The 19368-nt window shown below is 74.2% G+C and carries 20 protein-coding genes; 19 read left to right on the plus strand and 1 reads right to left on the minus strand.

Features of this window, described 5'->3' with window-relative positions; translation table 11 throughout:
* Window position 1: 1 nt before the first annotated feature.
* The 9 genes from hisH (at window position 2) to ACIQRW_RS12765 (ending at window position 10447) form a co-directional block, all read left to right on the plus strand.
* Complete coding sequence (gene hisH / locus ACIQRW_RS12725; RefSeq protein WP_403758187.1) at window positions 2-655, plus strand: imidazole glycerol phosphate synthase subunit HisH; 654 nt, start codon at window positions 2-4, stop codon at window positions 653-655.
* Window positions 655-1380, plus strand: a complete 726-nt coding sequence (priA, locus tag ACIQRW_RS12730; RefSeq protein ID WP_403758190.1) for a bifunctional 1-(5-phosphoribosyl)-5-((5-phosphoribosylamino)methylideneamino)imidazole-4-carboxamide isomerase/phosphoribosylanthranilate isomerase PriA — start codon at window positions 655-657, stop codon at window positions 1378-1380. Before hisH ends, priA begins: the two co-directional genes overlap by 1 nt.
* Window positions 1377-1799, plus strand: coding sequence for a RidA family protein (locus ACIQRW_RS12735; protein ID WP_403758193.1), 423 nt, complete (start codon window positions 1377-1379; stop codon window positions 1797-1799). The genes priA and ACIQRW_RS12735 overlap by 4 nt, the downstream gene beginning before the upstream one ends.
* Window positions 1796-2551, plus strand: a complete 756-nt coding sequence (hisF, locus tag ACIQRW_RS12740) for an imidazole glycerol phosphate synthase subunit HisF (protein WP_003969747.1) — start codon at window positions 1796-1798, stop codon at window positions 2549-2551. The genes ACIQRW_RS12735 and hisF overlap by 4 nt, the downstream gene beginning before the upstream one ends.
* Window positions 2552-2752: 201 nt before the next feature.
* Window positions 2753-3697, plus strand: a complete 945-nt coding sequence (locus ACIQRW_RS12745; protein WP_403758196.1) for an alpha/beta hydrolase — start codon at window positions 2753-2755, stop codon at window positions 3695-3697.
* A gap of 146 nt (window positions 3698-3843) precedes the next feature.
* A complete protein-coding gene (locus tag ACIQRW_RS12750; RefSeq protein WP_403758198.1) occupies window positions 3844-6840 on the plus strand; it encodes a LuxR C-terminal-related transcriptional regulator in 2997 nt (998 codons plus the stop codon).
* Window positions 6841-7189: 349 nt separating this feature from the next.
* A complete protein-coding gene (locus ACIQRW_RS12755) occupies window positions 7190-8473 on the plus strand; it encodes a PucR family transcriptional regulator (RefSeq protein WP_403758201.1) in 1284 nt (427 codons plus the stop codon).
* Between the two features lie 82 nt (window positions 8474-8555).
* Window positions 8556-9143 carry an ArsR/SmtB family transcription factor gene (locus tag ACIQRW_RS12760; protein WP_403758204.1) on the plus strand — a complete coding sequence of 196 codons (588 nt, stop codon included), beginning with the start codon at window positions 8556-8558 and terminating at the stop codon, window positions 9141-9143.
* Window positions 9144-9175: 32 nt separating this feature from the next.
* Window positions 9176-10447 carry an MFS transporter gene (locus tag ACIQRW_RS12765; protein ID WP_403758207.1) on the plus strand — a complete coding sequence of 424 codons (1272 nt, stop codon included), beginning with the start codon at window positions 9176-9178 and terminating at the stop codon, window positions 10445-10447.
* Window positions 10448-10473: 26 nt separating this feature from the next.
* Here the strand turns inward: ACIQRW_RS12765 and ACIQRW_RS12770 are convergent, their stop codons facing one another.
* Window positions 10474-11106 carry a TIGR03085 family metal-binding protein gene (locus tag ACIQRW_RS12770; RefSeq protein WP_403758210.1) on the minus strand — a complete coding sequence of 211 codons (633 nt, stop codon included), beginning with the start codon at window positions 11104-11106 and terminating at the stop codon, window positions 10474-10476.
* Between the two features lie 84 nt (window positions 11107-11190).
* On the opposite strand from ACIQRW_RS12770, the gene hisI reads away from it, so the two are divergent.
* The 10 genes from hisI to ACIQRW_RS12820 all read left to right on the plus strand — a co-directional run bounded on the left by hisI (window position 11191) and on the right by ACIQRW_RS12820 (window position 19327).
* The gene (gene hisI / locus ACIQRW_RS12775; RefSeq protein ID WP_403758213.1) at window positions 11191-11568 is read left to right on the plus strand and encodes a phosphoribosyl-AMP cyclohydrolase; all 378 of its coding nucleotides are present in this window, start codon (window positions 11191-11193) and stop codon (window positions 11566-11568) included.
* 11 nt (window positions 11569-11579) lie between these two features.
* Window positions 11580-13073, plus strand: a complete 1494-nt coding sequence (locus tag ACIQRW_RS12780; RefSeq protein WP_403758216.1) for an anthranilate synthase component I — start codon at window positions 11580-11582, stop codon at window positions 13071-13073.
* A 14-nt stretch (window positions 13074-13087) separates the two neighbouring features.
* Entirely contained in the window at window positions 13088-13762 is a 675-nt protein-coding gene (locus ACIQRW_RS12785) for a TIGR02234 family membrane protein (protein WP_403758219.1), read from the plus strand.
* Window positions 13763-13873: 111 nt separating this feature from the next.
* A complete protein-coding gene (locus ACIQRW_RS12790) occupies window positions 13874-14125 on the plus strand; it encodes an HGxxPAAW family protein (RefSeq protein WP_403758222.1) in 252 nt (83 codons plus the stop codon).
* 374 nt (window positions 14126-14499) lie between these two features.
* The gene (locus tag ACIQRW_RS12795; protein ID WP_403758453.1) at window positions 14500-15006 is read left to right on the plus strand and encodes a DUF2752 domain-containing protein; all 507 of its coding nucleotides are present in this window, start codon (window positions 14500-14502) and stop codon (window positions 15004-15006) included.
* Window positions 15007-15141: 135 nt separating this feature from the next.
* Window positions 15142-15951: an indole-3-glycerol phosphate synthase TrpC gene (gene trpC / locus ACIQRW_RS12800; RefSeq protein WP_384329974.1), complete on the plus strand. Its 810-nt coding sequence runs from the start codon at window positions 15142-15144 to the stop codon at window positions 15949-15951.
* 18 nt (window positions 15952-15969) lie between these two features.
* Window positions 15970-16182 carry a tryptophan biosynthesis modulator TrpM gene (trpM, locus tag ACIQRW_RS12805; protein ID WP_403758225.1) on the plus strand — a complete coding sequence of 71 codons (213 nt, stop codon included), beginning with the start codon at window positions 15970-15972 and terminating at the stop codon, window positions 16180-16182.
* Between the two features lie 137 nt (window positions 16183-16319).
* Entirely contained in the window at window positions 16320-17606 is a 1287-nt protein-coding gene (trpB, locus tag ACIQRW_RS12810) for a tryptophan synthase subunit beta (protein WP_403758228.1), read from the plus strand.
* Window positions 17603-18415 carry a tryptophan synthase subunit alpha gene (trpA, locus tag ACIQRW_RS12815; protein ID WP_403758231.1) on the plus strand — a complete coding sequence of 271 codons (813 nt, stop codon included), beginning with the start codon at window positions 17603-17605 and terminating at the stop codon, window positions 18413-18415. Before trpB ends, trpA begins: the two co-directional genes overlap by 4 nt.
* A gap of 75 nt (window positions 18416-18490) precedes the next feature.
* On the plus strand, window positions 18491-19327 hold the full coding sequence (locus tag ACIQRW_RS12820) for a DsbA family protein (RefSeq protein ID WP_403758234.1): 837 nt from the start codon (window positions 18491-18493) through the stop codon (window positions 19325-19327).
* The last annotated feature ends 41 nt before the right edge of the window (window positions 19328-19368 follow it).

The raw sequence follows: 19368 nt of genomic DNA on the forward strand, positions 1-19368 counted from the left end.
TGTGACTGACCGAACGACTGGCAAGAAGAAGGTCGTCGTCTTCGACTACGGCTTCGGCAACGTCCGTTCCGCCGAGCGGGCCCTCGCCCATGTCGGCGCGGACGTCGAGATCACCCGCGACTACGACCGCGCGATGAACGCCGACGGGCTCCTCGTCCCCGGCGTCGGCGCGTTCTCCGCCTGCATGGACGGGCTCAAGCGGGCCCGCGGCGACTGGATCGTCGGCCGCCGGCTCTCCGGCGGCCGCCCCGTCATGGGCATCTGCGTCGGGATGCAGATCCTGTTCGAGCGCGGCATCGAGCACGGCGTGGAGACCGAGGGCCTGGACGAATGGCCCGGCACGGTCGGCCCGCTGAAGGCCGACGTCGTCCCGCACATGGGGTGGAACACCGTCGAGGCCCCCGAGGACTCCCGGCTCTTCGCGGGCCTGGACGCCGACGCGCGGTACTACTTCGTGCACTCCTACGCGGCGCACGACTGGTCCCTCGAAGTGACCAACGCCAAGATCCGTGCCCCCAAGGTCACCTGGGCCACGCACGGCGAACGGTTCGTGGCCGCCGTGGAGAACGGCGCGCTGTGGGCCACCCAGTTCCACCCCGAGAAGTCCGGCGATGCCGGCGCCCAGCTGCTGACCAACTGGATCGAGACGCTGTAATGCCGAAGCTTGAACTGCTCCCCGCCGTCGACGTCCGTGACGGCCAGGCCGTCCGCCTCGTGCACGGCGAGTCCGGCTCCGAGACCTCCTACGGCTCCCCGTTGGAGGCCGCCCTCGCCTGGCAGAGCGCCGGCGCCGAGTGGCTGCACCTCGTCGACCTGGACGCCGCCTTCGGCACCGGCGACAACCGCGCCCTGATCGCCGAGGTCGCCGGGGCCATGGACATCAAGGTCGAGCTGTCCGGCGGCATCCGCGACGACGCCTCGCTCGCCGCCGCCCTCGCCACCGGCTGCCGCCGGGTCAACCTCGGCACCGCCGCCCTGGAGACCCCGGAGTGGGTCGCCAAGGTCATCGCCGAGCACGGCGACAAGATCGCCGTCGGCCTCGACGTCCGCGGCACCACCCTGCGCGGCCGGGGCTGGACCCGCGACGGCGGCGACCTCTACGAGACCCTCGCCCGTCTCGACGCCGAGGGCTGCGCCCGCTACGTCGTCACCGACATCGCCAAGGACGGCACCCTGGAGGGCCCCAACCTGGGCCTGCTGCGGGACGTCTGCGCCGTCACCGACCGCCCGGTCGTCGCCTCCGGCGGCGTCTCCTCCCTCGCCGACCTCCGCGCGATCTCCCTCCTCGTACCCGAAGGCGTCGAGGGTGCGATCGTCGGCAAGGCGCTGTACGCGAAGGCGTTCACGCTGGAAGAGGCCCTCAAGGCGGTCGCCGCATGACCGATTCTCCCGAGTCCACCGCGGCTTCCTCCGTGCGCCGGATCTCCACCGGCGCGCCCTGGGAGGAGAAGTTCGGCTATTCGCGCGCCGTCGAGCTCCCCAACGGGCTCGTCCTGGTCGCCGGCTGTACCTCCGTGGTGAACGGCCAGATCTCCGCGGGCTCCCCGTACGAGCAGGCGATCACCTCCTTCGACGTCGCGTTCGCGGCGCTGGAGCAGGTGGGCCTCACCCGCGAGGACGTCGTCCGCACCCGGATGTACATCACGCACGCCCGGGACGTGGAGGACATCGGCCGCGCCCACAAGGAGCTGTTCGATGCCGTACGTCCCGCCGCTTCCATGATCATCGTGTCCGGTTTCGTGGACCCGAGCCTGGTCGTCGAGGTCGAGGTCGAGGCCTACCGGGGAGGCGCGAAGTGAGCCTCGCCGTACGGGTCATCCCCTGCCTGGACGTCGACAACGGCCGGGTCGTCAAGGGCGTCAACTTCCAGAATCTGCGCGACGCGGGCGACCCCGTCGAGATGGCCAAGCTGTACGACGCCGAGGGCGCCGACGAGCTGACCTTCCTCGACATCACCGCCTCCAGCGGCGACCGCGAGACGACGTACGACGTGGTCCGCCGCACCGCCGAGCAGGTCTTCATCCCGCTCACCGTCGGCGGCGGCGTCCGCACCCCCGACGACGTCGACAAGCTGCTGCGCGCCGGGGCCGACAAGGTCGGCGTCAACACCGCCGCCATCGCCCGCCCCGACCTCATCCGTGAGATCGCCGAACGCTTCGGACGCCAGGTCCTGGTGCTCTCCGTCGATGCCCGCCGCACCCCGGAGGGCACGTTCGAGGTCACCACGCACGGCGGCCGCAAGGGCACCGGCATCGACGCCGTCGAGTGGGCCCACCGGGCCGCCGAGCTGGGCGCGGGCGAGATCCTGCTCAACTCGATGGACGCCGACGGTACGAAGGACGGCTACGACACGGAGATGATCGAGGCGGTACGGAAGCACGTCACCGTCCCCGTCATCGCCTCCGGCGGCGCGGGCCGGCTCGCCGACTTCGCCCCGGCGATCGAGGCGGGGGCCGACGCGGTGCTCGCCGCGTCCGTCTTCCACTTCGGTGACCTGCGGATCTCCGAGGTCAAGGGCGCCCTGCGGGAAGCGGGCCACCCGGTCCGCTGAGCCCGTACGGGAGCCCGAGGCGGTATCACCGGTCTGCCGGGACCGGTGATACCGCCGATGCGTGTCCAGGGGGCGCACCGTGAGAGTGGCGAACGCCGGCGGACGACGTCGGCGGCCACGCGGCGCACCCCGAGCCCCCGGACGACGGGCTTCGTGGGTCTCGCGTGGTGTGGTTCCGCCACCACCGAGAGGATCCCCCTCGTGCAGCAGCACCTCCTCCCCTCGCACCAACACCCCCCGCGCCCGAGCCGCCCCCTTACGTCCACACTCCGCCCCCGTACGGTCGCGGGTCTGCTGACCGCCGCAGCGGCCACCGCTGGTCTCCTGATGACCGCCCTGGTCCCGGGCGCCCAGGCCGCCGACAACCCCTACGAGCGCGGCCCCGCCCCCACCAACGCCTCCATCGAGGCGAGCCGCGGCTCCTACGCCACCTCGCAGACCTCCGTCTCCTCGCTCGCCGTGAGCGGGTTCGGCGGCGGCACCATCCACTACCCGACCTCCACCGCCGACGGCACGTTCGGCGCGGTCGTCATCTCGCCCGGCTTCACCGCCTACGAGTCCTCCATCGCCTGGCTCGGCCCGCGCCTGGCGTCCCAGGGCTTCGTGGTCTTCACCATCGACACCAACACCACCCTCGACCAGCCCGACAGCCGGGGCCGCCAACTCCTCGCCGCTCTGGACTACCTGACCCAGCGCAGCTCGGTGCGGACCCGGGTCGACGCCTCCCGGCTCGGGGTGATGGGCCACTCGATGGGGGGCGGCGGCAGCCTGGAGGCGGCCAAGAGCCGCACCTCGCTGAAGGCGGCGATCCCGCTGACCGGCTGGAACACCGACAAGACCTGGCCCGAACTGCGTACGCCGACCCTCGTGGTGGGTGCGGACGGTGACACGGTCGCCTCTGTCGCCACGCACTCCGAGCCGTTCTACGAGTCGTTGCCCGGCTCCCTGGACAAGGCGTATCTGGAGCTGCGCGGCGCCTCGCACTTCACGCCGAACAGCTCCAACACGACGATCGCGAAGTACAGCATTTCCTGGCTGAAGCGATTCATCGACAGTGACACCCGCTACGAGCAGTTCCTCTGCCCGCTCCCGCAGCCGAGCCTGACCATCGCGGAGTACCGGGGCAACTGCCCGCACACCGCGTAGTCCCGGCGTCCCCCGGCCCTGCCGTGCTGTGCTCCGGCACAGCGCGGCAGGGCTCCGGCTGGGAGCGCGCACCGCACCGGGCCGTCCCCGCCGGGTACCTGGACGCGGCGCTTCCACCCTCGCCGACGCGACCGTACGGTGCCGGTGTGACCCCATCGACGACCGTGCGCAGTCCGCTCCGGCTGTACGGCCGGGACGATGAACTCGCCACTCTGGAAAGCCTGTTGAAGCTGTTGTGGCGGGGTGACGGAGGTGCGCTCGTGCTGGCCGCGCCGCCCGGTCTCGGCCGTACGGCGCTGCTGCGCGCCGCCGCCGACGCACACCGCGACCGGGGGCCCGTGCTGTACGCCACGGCGGCCTCCACCGGACGGTCCGTGCCGGGTGGCGGGCCGGTCGCCCTGCTCGGCCCGTCCCTCACCACCGGCCTGTCGCCCGCCCCGTACCCGGTCATCACCCCCGAGGCGCTGGCCCGCCGACTGCGGGAACCGGGCGCCGGGCACCCCCTGTTGGTCTGCGCCGACGACGCGCACGCCTGGGACCGGGCGTCCCGGTCCGCCCTCGCCTTCGCGGCCCGCGGGCTGGGCCCGGGCAGCCGGACCGCCGTCCTGCTCTCGGCCGCCGACGGCACCGCCTTCGCCGGGCTGCCCACGCTCCACCTCGCACCCCTGGACGAGGGCGCGGCCTCGGCGCTCCTGGACCGGCTGACCGGCGGCACGGCCCTCGGACCGGCCCCTGGTGCGGCCCTCGGACCGGCCCCCGGTTCGGCTCGCGGTACGGCTTGCGGTGCGGCTCCCGGTTCGGCTGGCGGTACGGCCCTCGGGCCGGCCCCCGGTACGGCTTTCGGGCCGGCCCCCGGTGCGGCCCTCGGTTCGGCCGCCGGTACGGAGGGGATCGACCCGGTCGTGCGGGCCGAGCTGCTCCGTGAGGCGGCCGGAAACCCGCGCCTGCTCGTCGGGCTCGCCGGACGCCTCACCCCGGACCAGCTCGCCGGCCGCACCCCGCTGCCCTTCCCCCTGCCCGGCGGTGAACCGGTGCTCGCCGCCCACGCCGAACGGCTCGACGGCCTCCCGGACCGGACCCGCACCCTGCTCCTGCTCGCCGCCGCGGCCCAGGAGCACGAGCCGGACGGCGCCGGGGCGGACGCCCTGCTCGTGCTGCGTGCGGGCACTCGCGTCGGACTGCCCCGGGACTTCCTGGACCGGGCCCTGTTCGGTGCCACCGCCACCGACGGCCTCCTCCAACGGGCGGGCAGCCGCGTCCACTTCGCCCACCGCCTCGTCGCCCGCGCCGTACTCCACCACGCCCCTTGGCCGGACCGCCGAGCCGCCCACGAGCTGCTCGCCACCCTGTTGGCGGAGACCGGCGACCGGGCCTTCCCGGGCGCCTCCTCCCCGTCCCCTCCGGACGCCCCGGCCACCGCACCCCCGTCCGTCCCGCTCGCCGCCCTCGTCCAGCGGGCCTGTGCCGCGCCCGGGCCGGACGCCGCGCTGGCCGCCCGGCTCGAAGCGGCCGCCGGAGCCCCCTACCCGCACGCCGAACGGTCCGCCGCCCTGGCCCGCGCCGCCCTGCTCTCCACCGAACCGGCGCTGCGGGCGGCCCGCCTCGCCGCGGCGGCCGAGCAGGCGGGGCTCGCGGGCGACCCGGCCCTGGCCCGGGCCCTGCTGGCCAGGACCGGACCCCGGGCGCCCGGCACTGCGGGGCCGGCCCCCGAGCCCGCGCGGGGCCTCGCCCCCTACGTCCACGGCATGCTGGCCCTGCGCTCCGGGCCCGCGGCCGACGCCCACGAAGCGCTGCTCGCCGCGGCCGCCCTGCTCGGCCCGCGCGATCCCCGCCGGGCCCTCGACGCCCTCCTCGGCGCGGCCGAGGCCGCCTGGTCGGCGGGGGACGCGCTCGGCTACCTCGACGCCATGAACCGTCTCGCCCGCACCCCGCTGGAAGCGGGTTTGGAGCACTACCGGGCCGGCATGTGCGCCGTGCTCGAAGGCCGCACCGCCGAGGGCCACGCCCTGCTCCGCCACTGCCTCGACCCCGCCGGGGACTCCGGCGCCCCGGCCGCGCTGCTCCGGGCCGGGGTCGCGGCCCTCGTCCTCGGGGATGTCGCCGCCGCCTGCCGCGCGGGCGCCCGCGCGCTCGCCGCCGTACGGACCAGGGGCCCCGACGCGCTGCTGCCCCAGGCCCTCGAACACCTCGCCTACGCCGAACTGCGGGCCGGGCGCCACGCCGGTGCGCGGGCCCACGCCCTGGAGGGGCTGCACGCCGCCCGCCGTACGGGGCAGCCCAACAGCTCCGCCCATCTGCACGCCGTGCTCGCCCTCGCCGCCTCCGTGGAGGGGCCCGCCGAGGCGTGCGCCGCGCACGCCGACGCCGCGCTGACCGGGGCGGGGCCGCACGGTCTTGCCCAGGCCGTCACCCTCGCCACCTGGGCACGGGCCCGCGCGGACCTGGCCTCCGGGCGGCCCGGCGAGGCGGCCGCCCGGCTGGCCCCCCTCGTCGGGACCGGCCCCGGACGGGGCCACTTCGCCGCCCGGATGCTCGCCGTGCCCTGCTGGGTCGAGGCCGCCGTGCTGGGCGGCCGACAGCCCGAGGAGTCCCGCGAACTCCACGCCGCCGTCGACGAGTTCGCGTCCTGGGCCGCCCGGACCGCCGACCCGGGGGCACCCGCCCAACTGGCCCGCTGCCGGGCCCTGCTGGCCCCCGCCGACGAGGCCGACGCCCGCTACGCCGAGGCCCTGGCCCACCACGGCCGGGCGGGCGGCGACTTCGAACGGGCCCGTACCCAACTGCTGTACGGGCAGTGGCTGCGCCGCCGTCGGCGCACCCGTGAGGCACGCGGCCCGCTGCGTGACGCCCTGGTCGCCTTCCAGTGCTGCTCGGCCCGCGCCTGGGCCGACCGGGCGGCCGGGGAGCTGCGGGCGGCGGGGGAGCCGGTCGGGGCCCCGCGGAACGCGGCGGACGGACCGCTGGCGGCGCTCACCCCCCAGCAGCTGCGCATCGCCCGCTGCGTCGCCGACGGGGCCACCAACAGGGAAGTGGCGCTGCGGCTGTCGCTCAGCCCCCGCACGGTCGACCACCACCTCCGCAACGTCTTCGCCGCCCTCGGCATCCGTTCCCGCACCGAACTGGCCCGGCTGCTCGCCGGCTAAGGGCTGTCCCGCGATTCCCGGTGGATCAGCGCGCGGCGTCAGATGCGGTGCATCGCAAGGCGGAGGGGCATCCGCATACTGGATGTATGGGGATGTTCCGACAACGCGGCGAGGTGCCGTAGCTGTCGTCGTGCGCCCGCCGGGAATCGCGGGACAGCCCTGAGAAGGGGTCCGGAAGGCCCGGAGGTTGCGAGACCGTGATGACGAGTTCCGCGCAGACCCCTAGGTACCGACTGGGCGGTATGTCATTCTGCGGGCGTCAGGATCGTGTCGCCGCGCTCGCGCCCCGCCCGGGCCGGGCGCCGGGCCCGCCGCTCGCGCGGCCGGTCGATTCCCGGTGGAGGCCGCCATGCCACAGGTCGTACGTTCGCGGATCGGGGCGCCGCACGGACCGTCCCCGGCAACGCCGTTGCCGCACCGCTTCCGGTCCCTGGCCGACCGCGAGGCCGTCGAGGTGCTGCACCGGGCCGCCCGGGTCCTCGTCGCCTCACTGCCGGCCCTCACCGACCGGCTCGTCGAGGCCCTGTACGCCCAGGAGCCCGGCTACCGGGCGGCCATCGACTCCGGCCGGGCCGAGGTCTGGCAGGAGGTCCACCACTCGCTGCGGCACAACGTCGGCTCCCTGATCCAGCCCCGGGAGTTCCGGGAGTCCGCCCACCGCACCTCCCGCTGGATCGGTGAGATCCGCGCCGAGCAGGGCGTGCCGCTCGACGCCGTCCTGCACGCCTTCCGGATGGGCGGCGCGATGGTCTGGCAGGACCTCGTGGACGAGACCGCCCGGCGCGACCCCGACGACGTACGGCTGCTCGTCCATGTCGCCGCCGACGTGTGGAATTTCGTCGACGAGCACTGCGGGATCGTCGCGGACGCCTACCGGCAGGCCGAGCGGCGGCTGTCCTGGCGGCGCGAGAACCGGCAGCGGCTCATGGTCGCCGCCCTGCTGGACGGGACCGCCCGGATCGCCGACCTCGCCGAGGCGGCCGCGATGCTGGGCCTGCCGGAGCAGGGCCGGTACGCCGTGCTCGCGGTGGCCGCCGCCCCGCGCGGTCCGGGGGTCGCCGCCCGCCCGCCGCTGACGCTGCCCGCCGCCGCCCCGGACGCCCCGGCGCTCTGGCACCCGGGCCCGGACGCCGAGTTCGCGATCCTGCCGCTGGCGGGCCCGCCCGGCGAACTGAGCGCGCTGGCCGCCGCGCTGGACGTACCGGCCGGCGCCCGGGCCGGGATCGGCTCCGCGGTCGAGGGCCTGGCCGCCCTCGGCGACGCCCGGCGGCTGGCGGAGACCGCGCTGCGCGCCTGCCCCGCGTCCGGGGGCACCGTCCTGCTCGACGAGCACCTCCCGGACGCCCTGGTGGTGTCCTCCCCGGCGCTCGCCGGGGCGCTCGCCGACCGGGTGCTGGGCCCGCTGGACCGGCTGGACCCCGCCGACCGCGACGTCATCGTGGAGACCCTCACCGCCTGGCTGGACGCGGACGGCTCGGCGCAGCGGGCGGGCGCGAAGCTCTACTGCCACCGCAACACCGTCCTCAACCGCCTCCGCCGCTTCGAACAGCTCACCGGCCGCTGCCTGACCCGCCCCCGGGACGCGGTCGAGGTCGCGCTCGCCCTGGCGGCGCGGAGGCTGCTCGGCACCTGAAGAACCGACACCTGGAGAACTCCGCAACGAATATTGCGCAATTAATCTTGCGCAACTTTTCCTGTGCATCTACGGTCGAGTCATGCCCAGTGAAGAGCGACACCGCGTCTCCGACCTCGACACCCTCAAGGCGATCGGCCACCCCCTGCGCCTGAAGCTCTACCGAGCCCTGCACATCAAGCGCACCGCCACCGCCTCCCAGCTCGCCGACCAGGTCGACGAGGCGGTCTCCCTCGTCAGCTACCACCTGCGCAAGCTCGCCGACCACGGACTGATCGAACCGGCCGAGGGCCAGGGCACCGACGGCCGGGAGCGCTGGTGGCAGCCGTCCTCCCGAGGGCTGACCTTCAGCGACACGGACTTCGACGACGCGCCGGACAAGGCGGCCGTCTACGCCGCCGCCGGCCGGATGTCCTTCGACCAGCACGTCGAGCTCTACCGGGCCCACCAGGACGCACGGCACACCTGGGACGCGGAATGGCGTGGCGCCTCCTGGAGCGCGGAGAACCTCCTGCGCCTCACCGCGGAGGAACTGGCAGCCCTCGGCCGGGAGATGGGCGCGCTGATCGACCGCTACGAGGAAGCGGGCCGCGCCCGCGAGGAAGCGGGCGACACCGAGGGCCGCGAGAGCGTCGCCCTGCACACGTACGGATTCCCCTTCCGCCCCTGAGCCCGCGTCACTCCGCCCCGAAGGACGAACCCATGACCGTCACCGCCGTGGAAGCCCCCGAACGCCCCGCCCACCGCGACCCCAACGTCCAGCGCTGGCTCGGCGCTTACACCGCGTCGATGATCGGCGACAGCATCTACTTCATGGCCCTCGCCTGGGCCGCCGCCCGCACCGGCAGCGCCTCCGGCACCGGCCTGGTCCTCGCCGCCGGCTCGATACCCCGGGCGCTTCTCATGCTCGGCGGGGGAGTGCTCGCCGACCGGCTCGGGCCCCGCCGCGTCGTCATCGGCAGCGACGCCGCCCGTGCGCTGCTCGTCCTCGGGCTCGCCGCGACCCTGGTCCTCACCGCGCCCACCGTGGGCGTCCTGGTGGCCGTCGCCCTGCTCTTCGGCGCGGTCGACGCCCTGTTCCTGCCCGCCGTCGGAGCCCTGCCGCCCCGGATCAGCCCTGCGGGCCAGCTCGCCCGGATCCAGGGCCTGCGCGGACTCGCCGCACGCGGCGCCTCCATCGTCGGCGCGCCGCTGGGCGGGGTCGCCGTGGCCACGGGCGGCCCCGCGCTCACCTTCGCCGCCGCCGGAGTGCTCTTCGCCCTCTCCCTGCCGCTGCTCCTGCGCCTGCGGATCAGCCCGCTGCCCGCGCCGGTGGGCGGGACGGCCGAGGCGCAGGAGACGCCGACGGACACCGGGAGGACACCGAACGCCTGGCAGGACCTCGTCGACGGGCTCCGGTACATCCGCCGCCACCCCATGCTTGGCCCGCTCATGCTCGTCATCGCCCTCAGCGAGCTCGGCTTCGTCGGGCCGCTCAACCTCGGGCTGATCCTGCTCTCCGAGCAGCGCGGCTGGGGCGCGGCCGGCATGGGCTGGATCGTCGCCGGATTCGCCTCCGGCGCCGCCGGGTCCGCCCTCCTCCTCGCCGTCCGGGGCCGGGTGCCGCGCGCCGGGCTGGTGATGTGCCTGACGGTCCTCGTCGGCGCGACGGGCATCGCCGGCCTGGCCCAGGCCCCCTCGGTGGCCCTCGCCGCCGCGACCGCCGCGTTCGTCGGCCTCTCCATCGGGCTGGCCGGTGCACTGTGCGCCGCCCTCGTCCAGACCGCCGCCGACCCGGCGTACCTGGGCCGGGTCACCTCCGTATCGACGCTCTTCACCTACGCGCTCATCCCGCTGAGCTACCCCGTCACGGGGGCCGCCATCGCCCTCTGGGGCACCGGGCCGGTCTACGCCGTCAGCGCGGCCGTGTGCGCGGCCGGCGGCGCGATGGGCCTGGCCTTCACCGCACTCCGCCGCGCCGAACTGCCCCGCTGACCCGGATCCCCCCGGAGCCCCCGGGCCTACATGCCCAGCTCGGACGCCCTCAACCGCTCCACCGCCGCCTGGTCGCCCGCCACCTCGACGTCCGCCGCGTCCTGCCGGCCGAACGCGTACAGCAGCAGCTCGGCGGGCTCCCCGGTCACCGTCACCACCGGCGTCCCCTTGTGGGCGACCGCCGTCTGGCCGTCCGGGCGGCGCAGCACCAGCCCCACCGGGGACCTGCGGCCCAGCAGGCGGGCCGTCTTCTCGGTCCTGGACCACAGCACGTCGGAGAAGACCGGGTCCAGCTCGCGGCGCGACCAGTCGGGCTGGGCCCGGCGCACATCCTCCGCGTGGACGAAGAACTCCACGGTGTTCGCCGCCTCGTCGATCTGCTTGAGGGACATCGGGGAGAACCGGGGCGGGCCGGTGCGGATCAGCTGGATCAGTTCCTCGTACGGTTTCGCCGCGAACTCCGCCTGCACCCGTTCCAGCCGGGCCTTCAGCGCGCTCACCAGCAGCCCGCCCGCCGCGTCCGCGCGGCGTTCGCGGACCACCACATGGGCGGCCAGATCGCGGGTCTTCCAGCCGTCGCACAGGGTGAGGGCCTCGGGACCGGCCGCTTCCAACAGATCGGCGAGCAGAAGACGTTCACGCTTCGCATGGGTCGACATGCCCGCCAGCGTACGACCGTCACCCCTGCTCCGCCCAGTGGACGTCGTCCCGGAAAGCCCTCGCGGCCACGGCACAATGGGCCCATGACGAGCACGCCCGGCACAACGCCGCCCGCCAGCAGCCTCGACCCGGCCGTCGCCGCCCGCCTCAAGCGCGGCGCCGACGGTCTGGTCCCGGCCATCGCCCAGCAGTACGACACCGGAGAGGTGCTGATGCTCGGCTGGATGGACGACGAGGCGCTGCACCGCACCCTCACCACGGGCCGCTGCACCTACTGGTCGCGCAGCCGCCAGGAGTACTGGGTCAAGGGCGACACCTCCGGTCACGTCCAGCACGTGAAGTCCGTCGCCCTGGACTGCGACGCCGACACCGTCCTCGTCAAGGTCGACCAGACCGGCGCCGCCTGCCACACCGGCGACCGCACCTGCTTCGACGCCGACGCCCTGCCTCTCGGGAAGTAAGGTCACCGGCCATGGATCTCGACACCTTCCGCAAACTGGCCGTCGACCGGCGCGTCGTCCCCGTCAGCCGTCGCCTCCTCGCGGACGGCGACACCCCGGTCGGCCTGTACCGCAAGCTCGCCGCCGAACGCACCGGCACCTTCCTCCTGGAGTCCGCCGAGAACGGCCGGACCTGGTCGCGCTACTCCTTCATCGGCGTCCGCAGCGACGCCACCCTCACCGCCCGCGACGGCGAGGCCCACTGGCTCGGCACCCCGCCCGTCGGCGTCCCGGTCGACGGCGACCCGCTGGACGCCCTGCGCGCCACCGTCGAGACCCTCCACACCCCCCGCGACCTGGTGAGCGACGCGGGCCTTCCCCCCTTCACCGGCGGCATGGTCGGCTACCTCGGCTACGACGTCGTACGCCGTCTGGAGAAGATCGGCGAGCACGGCGGCGACGACCTGAAGCTGCCCGAACTGACCATGCTCCTCACCTCGGACCTCGCCGTCCTCGACCATCAGAACGGCACCGTCCTGCTGATCGCCAACGCGATCAACCACAACGACCTCGACACCGGCGTCGACGAGGCGCACGCGGACGCCGTCGCCCGCCTCGACGCGATGGAGCGGGACCTGCGCCGCCCGGTCGAGAACGCCCCCGCCGTTCTGCCCCCGTCCGAGCTGCCGCCGTACACCGCACTGTGGGGCGGCGAGGCCTACAGGCACGCCGTCGTGGACATCAAGGAGCGCATCAGGGCGGGCGAGGCCTTCCAGGTCGTCCCCTCCCAGCGCTTCGAGACCCCGTGCACGGCGAGCGCCCTGGACGTCTACCGGGTGCTGCGGGCCACCAACCCGTCCCCGTACATGTACCTCTTCCGCTTCGACGGGTTCGACGTCGTCGGCTCCAGCCCCGAGGCGCTCGTCAAGGTCGAGGACGGCCGGGCCATGGTCCACCCGATCGCCGGGACCCGGCACCGGGGCGCCACCCCGCAGGAGGACCAGGCGCTCGCCGACGAACTCCTCGCCGACCCCAAGGAGCGCGCCGAGCACCTGATGCTCGTCGACCTCGGCCGCAACGACCTGGGGCGGGTCTGCGAACCCGGCAGCGTCGAGGTCGTCGACTTCATGTCGATCGAGCGCTACTCCCACGTAATGCACATCGTCTCCACCGTCACCGGCCGCGTCACCGAGGACCGCACCGCCTTCGACGTGCTCACCGCCTGCTTCCCCGCGGGCACCCTCTCCGGCGCCCCCAAGCCCCGCGCCATGCAGATCATCGAGGAGCTGGAACCGAGCCGCCGCGGCCTGTACGGGGGCTGCGTCGGCTACCTCGACTTCGCCGGGGACTCCGACACCGCCATCGCCATCCGGACCGCCCTGCTCCGCGACGGCACCGCGTACGTGCAGGCCGGAGCCGGGGTCGTCGCCGACTCCGACCCGGTCGCCGAGGACACCGAGTGCCGCAACAAGGCGGCGGCCGTGCTCCGCGCCGTCCATACGGCCAACCGGCTCCACGACCGCTGAACCGGTAGGGGATAGTGGAGGGCGTGAGTGCTGTCCCCGTACCCCAGCCCCGTGCCCGAACCGCCGACTCCGCGTCCGGCGCCGCGCCCGACTCCGCAGGGAGCCGACGCAGTCTCGCGGCCGGTCTGCTCCTCGGCGCGGCCGGCGCGACCGTCGTCCTCCTCGCCTCCGGGCAGACCTGGGCCGAGGGCGACGCGGCCACCGGCGGCGGCGCCCTCCCGCTGACCGTCGACGGCCAGGACGTCACCGGCGTCCCGGCCGCCCTGGCCGTCGTCGGCCTCGCCGCCCTCGTCGCCGTCTTCGCCGTACGCGGCGTCGGCCGCCGGATCGTCGCCGCCCTCCTCGCCCTCAGCGGCCTCGGAGCGACGCTCAGCGCCTGGGCCGGCGGCTCCGACAGCACGGCCCTCGACGAGGAGGCCGCCAGAACCACCGGCGACGCGGCGGCCACCATCCACGCCATCGGTCACACCGCCTGGCCCTACGTCACCGCCGCCGGCGGCCTGCTGATCCTGCTGGCCGGGCTCCTCGCCCTGCGCTACGGCAGCCGCTGGCCCGCCATGTCCGGAAAGTACGAGCGCGACGGCACCCCCCGCCCCGGCAAGGCGTCCGCCACCGCCCCCGACCCGGACCGGCCCGAGGACCTGTGGAAGGCCCTGGACCGCGGCGAGGACCCGACGCGCGAGGCCTGACCCCACGCTCACCTCCCCAGGTCCCGTACGGGACAATGAACCCGAGCCGTCCCCGGGCGGCGGCCACACGTACAGCGCCACTCACGGCGCAACACCAACGAGGAGCAACTCATGGCGGGCACGAGCCACGGACACACCCCGGCCGCCTGGACCGGTGTCATCATTGCTTTCATCGGCTTCTGCGTCGCAGGCGTCTTCATGGTCGCGGCCAACCCGCTCGGCTTCTGGGCCGGTATCGCCGTCATCTTCGCCGGCGGTCTCGTGGGCCTCGCCATGAAGGTGGCCGGCCTCGGCATGCCGAAGGAGTCGGCCGAGCTGGTCGAGGCCAGGGAGCGCGCCGGGCGGGCGCAGATCTCCCACTGACCCGGACGCCGGCCCGTCCCGGCGACCGACACGCCGACAGGCGCAGCCCTCACCCGGGGCTGCGCCTTTTCGCGTCGGCGGGGGACAATCACCGGGTGGACGCCTCGCCTACCCCCTCCGCCCCCCAGCCCCCGGACCCGGAACCGGCCCCTCAGCAGGGCCCCGGCCCCTGGAACATGCCGCTGACGGTCTGCCCGACCCCCGACATGGCCCGGCCCACCCCAGCCGGTCCGGCGCTGGAGGACGGGTCCCTTGCCGCCCCAGCGTTCGCGGACGGAACCCTCGCCACCCCAGCCGGTCCGGCGTTTGAGGACGGAACCCTCGCAGGGGTGGGCCCGGAGCGCACTGGCCCCTCGGGCGAAGGGCCCCCGCAAGTGCCCGGCCCCCAGGGCCACGGTTCCGTCCTCAAACGCCGGACGGGCTGGTTGGGCGCCCCTGAACGCCCGAAAGGCTGGACGGGCACTCCCGAGCCGGCCCGCCCGGCAGGGCGGGTGCGACGCCTCGCCACCCCCATCGGCATCCTCGCCGCCGTCGCAGGCGCCTTCGCGTACGTCGGTACCGTCGACCCCAACGAGTCCGGCCACTACCCGGTCTGCCCGCTGCTCAAGCTGACCGGCGTCCTCTGCCCCGGCTGCGGCGGGCTGCGCAGCGCCCACGCCTTTATCCACGGAGACCTCGGCGCGGCGCTCGCAGCCAACGCGATCGCCACCGTCGGCTACTTCCTCTTCGCCGCGGTCTGGGCCCTCTGGCTGGTCCGGGCCTGGCGAGGACAGCCCCTGCGCATCGGTCTGGCACCCGTCTGGTGGTGGGGTGTGGGCGCCGTCCTGCTGATCTTCACCGTGGTCCGGAATCTGCCGTTCGGCTCGGCTCTGGCCCCCTGAACGACCGGGTCGGCCCACTGAGTGACCAGGAAGTGGGACGCGACATGGCCGGATGCGAGCCCCGGGGCATCCTGCGGATACCATCGGTAGGGCTGATCCAGTTCACCGTCAACCGTTCGGAAGGGGGCCGCTCGCGTGAGTGTGCTCGACGAGATCATCGACGGCGTTCGCGCCGACCTCGCGGAGCGGCAGGCGCGCGTCAGCCTCGACGAGCTGAAGGAGCGCGCGGCCCGCGCTCCCCAGGCCAAGGACGGAGTCGCCGCCCTGCGCGGCGAGGGCGTGACCGTCATCTGCGAGGTCAAGCGCTCGTCCCCCTCCAAGGGGGCCCTTGCCGCCATCGCCGACCCGGCCGCGCTCGCCGCGGACTACGAGGCGGGCGGCGCGTCCGTCATCTCGGTACTCACCGAGGAGCGCCGCTTCGGCGGTTCGCTCGCCGACCTGGAGGCCGTTCGCGCCAAGGTCGACACCCCGATCCTGCGCAAGGACTTCATCGTCACCTCGTACCAGCTGTGGGAGGCCCGCGCCTACGGCGCCGACCTCGTCCTGCTGATCGTCGCCGCCCTCGACCAGGAGGCCCTGGTCTCCCTGATCGAGCGTGCCGAGTCGATCGGGCTCACCCCGCTCGTCGAGGCACACGACGAGGAGGAGGCGGAGCGCGCCGTGGACGCCGGAGCCAAGATCATCGGTGTCAACGCGCGCAACCTGAAGGACCTCAAGGTCGACCGCTCCACCTTCGAGCGCGTCGCCCCCGAGATCCCCGACCACATCGTCAAGGTGGCCGAGTCCGGCGTCCGGGGCCCGCACGACCTGATCGCGTACGCCAACGCGGGCGCCGACGCCGTCCTGGTCGGCGAGTCCCTGGTCACCGGCCGCGACCCGCGCGCCGCCGTCGCCGACCTCGTCGCCGCGGGCGCCCACCCGGCGCTCCGCCACGGCCGCGGCTGATCCGGGGACGTAGCGACCATGACCGGACGTCCCGTGCCCCGCACCCGGTCGGGCCTCGCCCCGGCCGGGGCTCCGGCCCGGGATCCGCACGCCCCGCTGGCGCGCGGGTGCAGGCCGCGCGGCTGCCGCGCCCCCGCCCGCCGGGTGCACGGCCGGCGCGTCCGGTACGTCATCGGCGACGAGCCCGGCCAGGTGAACGGCATGCGATGGCGCCCGGGGTCCGCGCAGTAGGCGAGCCCCGGCCGACGTACCGCAGTACCCCTTCTCGTACGTACGACCGCACCGCCGCGACCGCGAACGGTCCCGGTGGCGCTCGCCGCTTCGCGCATCCGGTCAACCACCCGTTGCCATGCCAAGGAGCACGTCGCATGTCGTCCGACTTCTTCATTCCGGACCCCGAGGGTCTGATCCCCAGCGCCGAGGGCTATTTCGGCGCGTACGGCGGCAAGTTCATCCCGGAGGCGCTCGTCGCCGCCGTGGACGAGGTCGCCGTCGAGTACGACAAGGCCAAGGCCGACCCGGCCTTCGCCGCCGAGCTCAACGAGCTCATGGTCGACTACACGGGCAGGCCCAGCGCGCTGACCGAGGTCCCGCGCTTCGCCGAGCACGCCGGCGGCGCCCGGATCTTCCTCAAGCGCGAGGACCTGAACCACACCGGCTCGCACAAGATCAACAACGTGCTGGGCCAGGCCCTCCTCACCAAGCGCATGGGCAAGACCCGTGTCATCGCCGAGACCGGAGCCGGCCAGCACGGCGTCGCCACCGCGACCGCCTGCGCCCTCTTCGGCCTCGAATGCACCATCTACATGGGTGAGATCGACACCGAGCGCCAGGCGCTGAACGTGGCCCGGATGCGGATGCTCGGCGCCGAGGTCGTCGCCGTGAAGTCCGGCTCGCGGACGCTGAAGGACGCCATCAACGAGGCGTTCCGCGACTGGGTCGCCAACGTGGACCGCACGCACTACCTCTTCGGTACGGTCGCGGGCCCGCACCCCTTCCCGGCGATGGTCCGCGACTTCCACCGCGTCATCGGCGTCGAGGCCCGCCGCCAGATCCTGGAGCGCGCGGGCCGCCTCCCGGACGCGGCGGTCGCCTGCGTCGGCGGCGGCTCCAACGCCATCGGCCTCTTCCACGCCTTCATCCCCGACGCCGACGTCCGTCTGGTGGGCTGCGAGCCCGCCGGGCACGGGGTGGAGACCGGCGAGCACGCGGCGACCCTCACCGCGGGGGAGCCCGGCATCCTGCACGGTTCGCGCTCCTACGTCCTCCAGGACGACGAGGGCCAGATCACCGAGCCGTACTCCATCTCGGCGGGACTGGACTACCCCGGCATCGGTCCGGAGCACGCGTACCTCAAGGACATCGGGCGCGGCGAGTACCGCGCGGTCACCGACGACGCGGCCATGCAGGCCCTGCGCCTGCTGTCCCGCACCGAGGGGATCATCCCGGCCATCGAGAGCGCCCACGCCCTCGCCGGTGCCCTGGACCTCGGCAAGGAGCTCGGCAAGGACGGGCTGATCCTCATCAACCTGTCCGGCCGCGGTGACAAGGACATGGACACCGCCGCCCGCTACTTCGGGCTCTACGACACCGACGCCGCCGTCGAGGCGGACGCCGACAGCGACCGCGCCGAGATCGAGGGGGACGCCAAGTGAGCGGCAACATCGAGCTGTTGAACACCACCCTGGCCGCCACCAGGGCCGCGGACCGGGCGGCGCTCATCGCCTACCTCCCGGCGGGCTTCCCGACCGTCGAGGGCGGCATCGAGGCGGTCAAGGCCGTCATCGCGGGCGGCGCGGACATCGTCGAGATCGGGCTCCCGCACAGCGACCCGGTCCTGGACGGGCCGGTCATCCAGACCGCCGACGACATCGCCCTGCGCGGCGGTGTCCGGATCGCCGACGTGATGCGTACGGTCCGCGAGGCGCACGAGGCCACCGGCGTCCCGATCCTGGTCATGACGTACTGGAACCCCATCGACCGCTACGGCGTCGAGCGCTTCACCGCCGAGCTGGCCGAGGCCGGCGGCGCCGGGTGCATCCTGCCCGACCTGCCGGTCCAGGAGTCCGCGCTCTGGCGCGAGCACGCCGACAAGCACGGCCTCGCGACCGTGTTCGTCGTCGCCCCCAGCAGCCAGGACGCCCGTCTCGCCACCATCACGGCGGCCGGGAGCGGCTTCGTCTACGCCGCGTCCCTGATGGGCGTCACCGGCACCCGCGCCTCCGTCGGCGCCCAGGCCCAGGATCTGGTGGGACGCACCCGCGCCACCACCGATCTCCCGGTCTGCGTCGGCCTCGGTGTCTCCAACGCGGCACAGGCCGCCGAGGTCGCCGGGTTCGCGGACGGCGTCATCGTCGGCTCGGCCTTCGTCAAGGCCATGCTGGACGCCCCCGACGAGGCCGCCGGTCTCGCCGCCGTCCGCTCCCTGGCGGGCGAACTGGCCGAGGGCGTTCGAAAGCGCTGAGCCCATGAATCACCCGAATGGGTGGATTGTGGACCGGGGAGGCGCGGAGGTGCCTCACCGGTTCGTTCCCCGGGTGTGAGCGACAAGATCCCTGAGGGAAACAGAAGCGCGCGTGAGCGCCTGGCCCAGCAGCGCGAGCGGGAGAAGGGGCGCGAGAAGCGCCGCCGGACGCTGATCGTCGCCTCGGCGGTGGTCGGGGTGCTCGCCCTGGCCGCCGTGGTCGGCCTGATCGCGGCCAACGCGGGCAAGGACGACGGCGGCGACACCGCCTCCGGCCCGGCGGTGGCCCCTTCGGGCGCGATTGGCGAGGACGCCCTGACCCTGCCGGTCGGCGCCGCCGACGCCCCGTCCACCCTCACGATCTGGGAGGACTTCCGCTGCCCCGTCTGCGCCCAGTTCGAGACCGCCTTCCGGGACACCATCACGGAGCTGGCGGACGACGGCCAGGTCAAGGTGGAGTACCACCTGGCCACGATCATCGACGGCAATCTCGGCGGCACCGGGTCGCTGCGCGCCGCCAACGCCGCCGCGTGTGCCCAGGACGCCGGCAAGTTCGCGCCGTATCACGACGTGCTCTTCGCCAACCAGCCTCCGGAGCCGGACGACGCCTTCGGCAAGAACAGCCGGCTGATCGAGCTGGCCGGCGAGGTCGAGGGGCTCGACACACCGGACTTCCGCAGCTGTGTGGAGGACGGCGAGCACGACAGCTGGGTGAAGAAGTCCGACACGGCGTTCCGCGAGGGCGGCTTCCAGGGCACGCCGACGGTGCTGCTCAACGGGGAGTCCGTCTTCCCGAGCAAGGGCGACGAGCAGATCTCCCCGGAGAATCTGAAGAAGTGGGTCGCCGAGGCCAACAAGGGCAAGAAGCCGGGCACCGCCACCCCGTCCGACCCGGCCGGCCCGTCCGAGTAGTTGTCGGGCTCCGCTTCCTGAGCGCGCCCCGCCCACGCGTC

Source organism: Streptomyces sp. NPDC091287 (assembly GCF_044768525.1).
GTDB lineage: Bacteria > Actinomycetota > Actinomycetes > Streptomycetales > Streptomycetaceae > Streptomyces.

Coding starts and splice junctions, on each gene's coding strand:
- ACIQRW_RS12735 (WP_403758193.1), top strand. CDS start 1,377: ATGACCGATTCTCCCGAGTCCACCGCGGCTTCCTCCGTGCGCCGGATC.
- ACIQRW_RS12765 (WP_403758207.1), top strand. CDS start 9,176: ATGACCGTCACCGCCGTGGAAGCCCCCGAACGCCCCGCCCACCGCGAC.
- ACIQRW_RS12780 (WP_403758216.1), top strand. CDS start 11,580: ATGGATCTCGACACCTTCCGCAAACTGGCCGTCGACCGGCGCGTCGTC.
- hisI (WP_403758213.1), top strand. CDS start 11,191: ATGACGAGCACGCCCGGCACAACGCCGCCCGCCAGCAGCCTCGACCCG.
- ACIQRW_RS12755 (WP_403758201.1), top strand. CDS start 7,190: ATGCCACAGGTCGTACGTTCGCGGATCGGGGCGCCGCACGGACCGTCC.
- ACIQRW_RS12760 (WP_403758204.1), top strand. CDS start 8,556: ATGCCCAGTGAAGAGCGACACCGCGTCTCCGACCTCGACACCCTCAAG.
- ACIQRW_RS12790 (WP_403758222.1), top strand. CDS start 13,874: ATGGCGGGCACGAGCCACGGACACACCCCGGCCGCCTGGACCGGTGTC.
- trpM (WP_403758225.1), top strand. CDS start 15,970: ATGACCGGACGTCCCGTGCCCCGCACCCGGTCGGGCCTCGCCCCGGCC.
- ACIQRW_RS12770 (WP_403758210.1), bottom strand. CDS start 11,106: ATGTCGACCCATGCGAAGCGTGAACGTCTTCTGCTCGCCGATCTGTTG.
- priA (WP_403758190.1), top strand. CDS start 655: ATGCCGAAGCTTGAACTGCTCCCCGCCGTCGACGTCCGTGACGGCCAG.
- trpB (WP_403758228.1), top strand. CDS start 16,320: ATGTCGTCCGACTTCTTCATTCCGGACCCCGAGGGTCTGATCCCCAGC.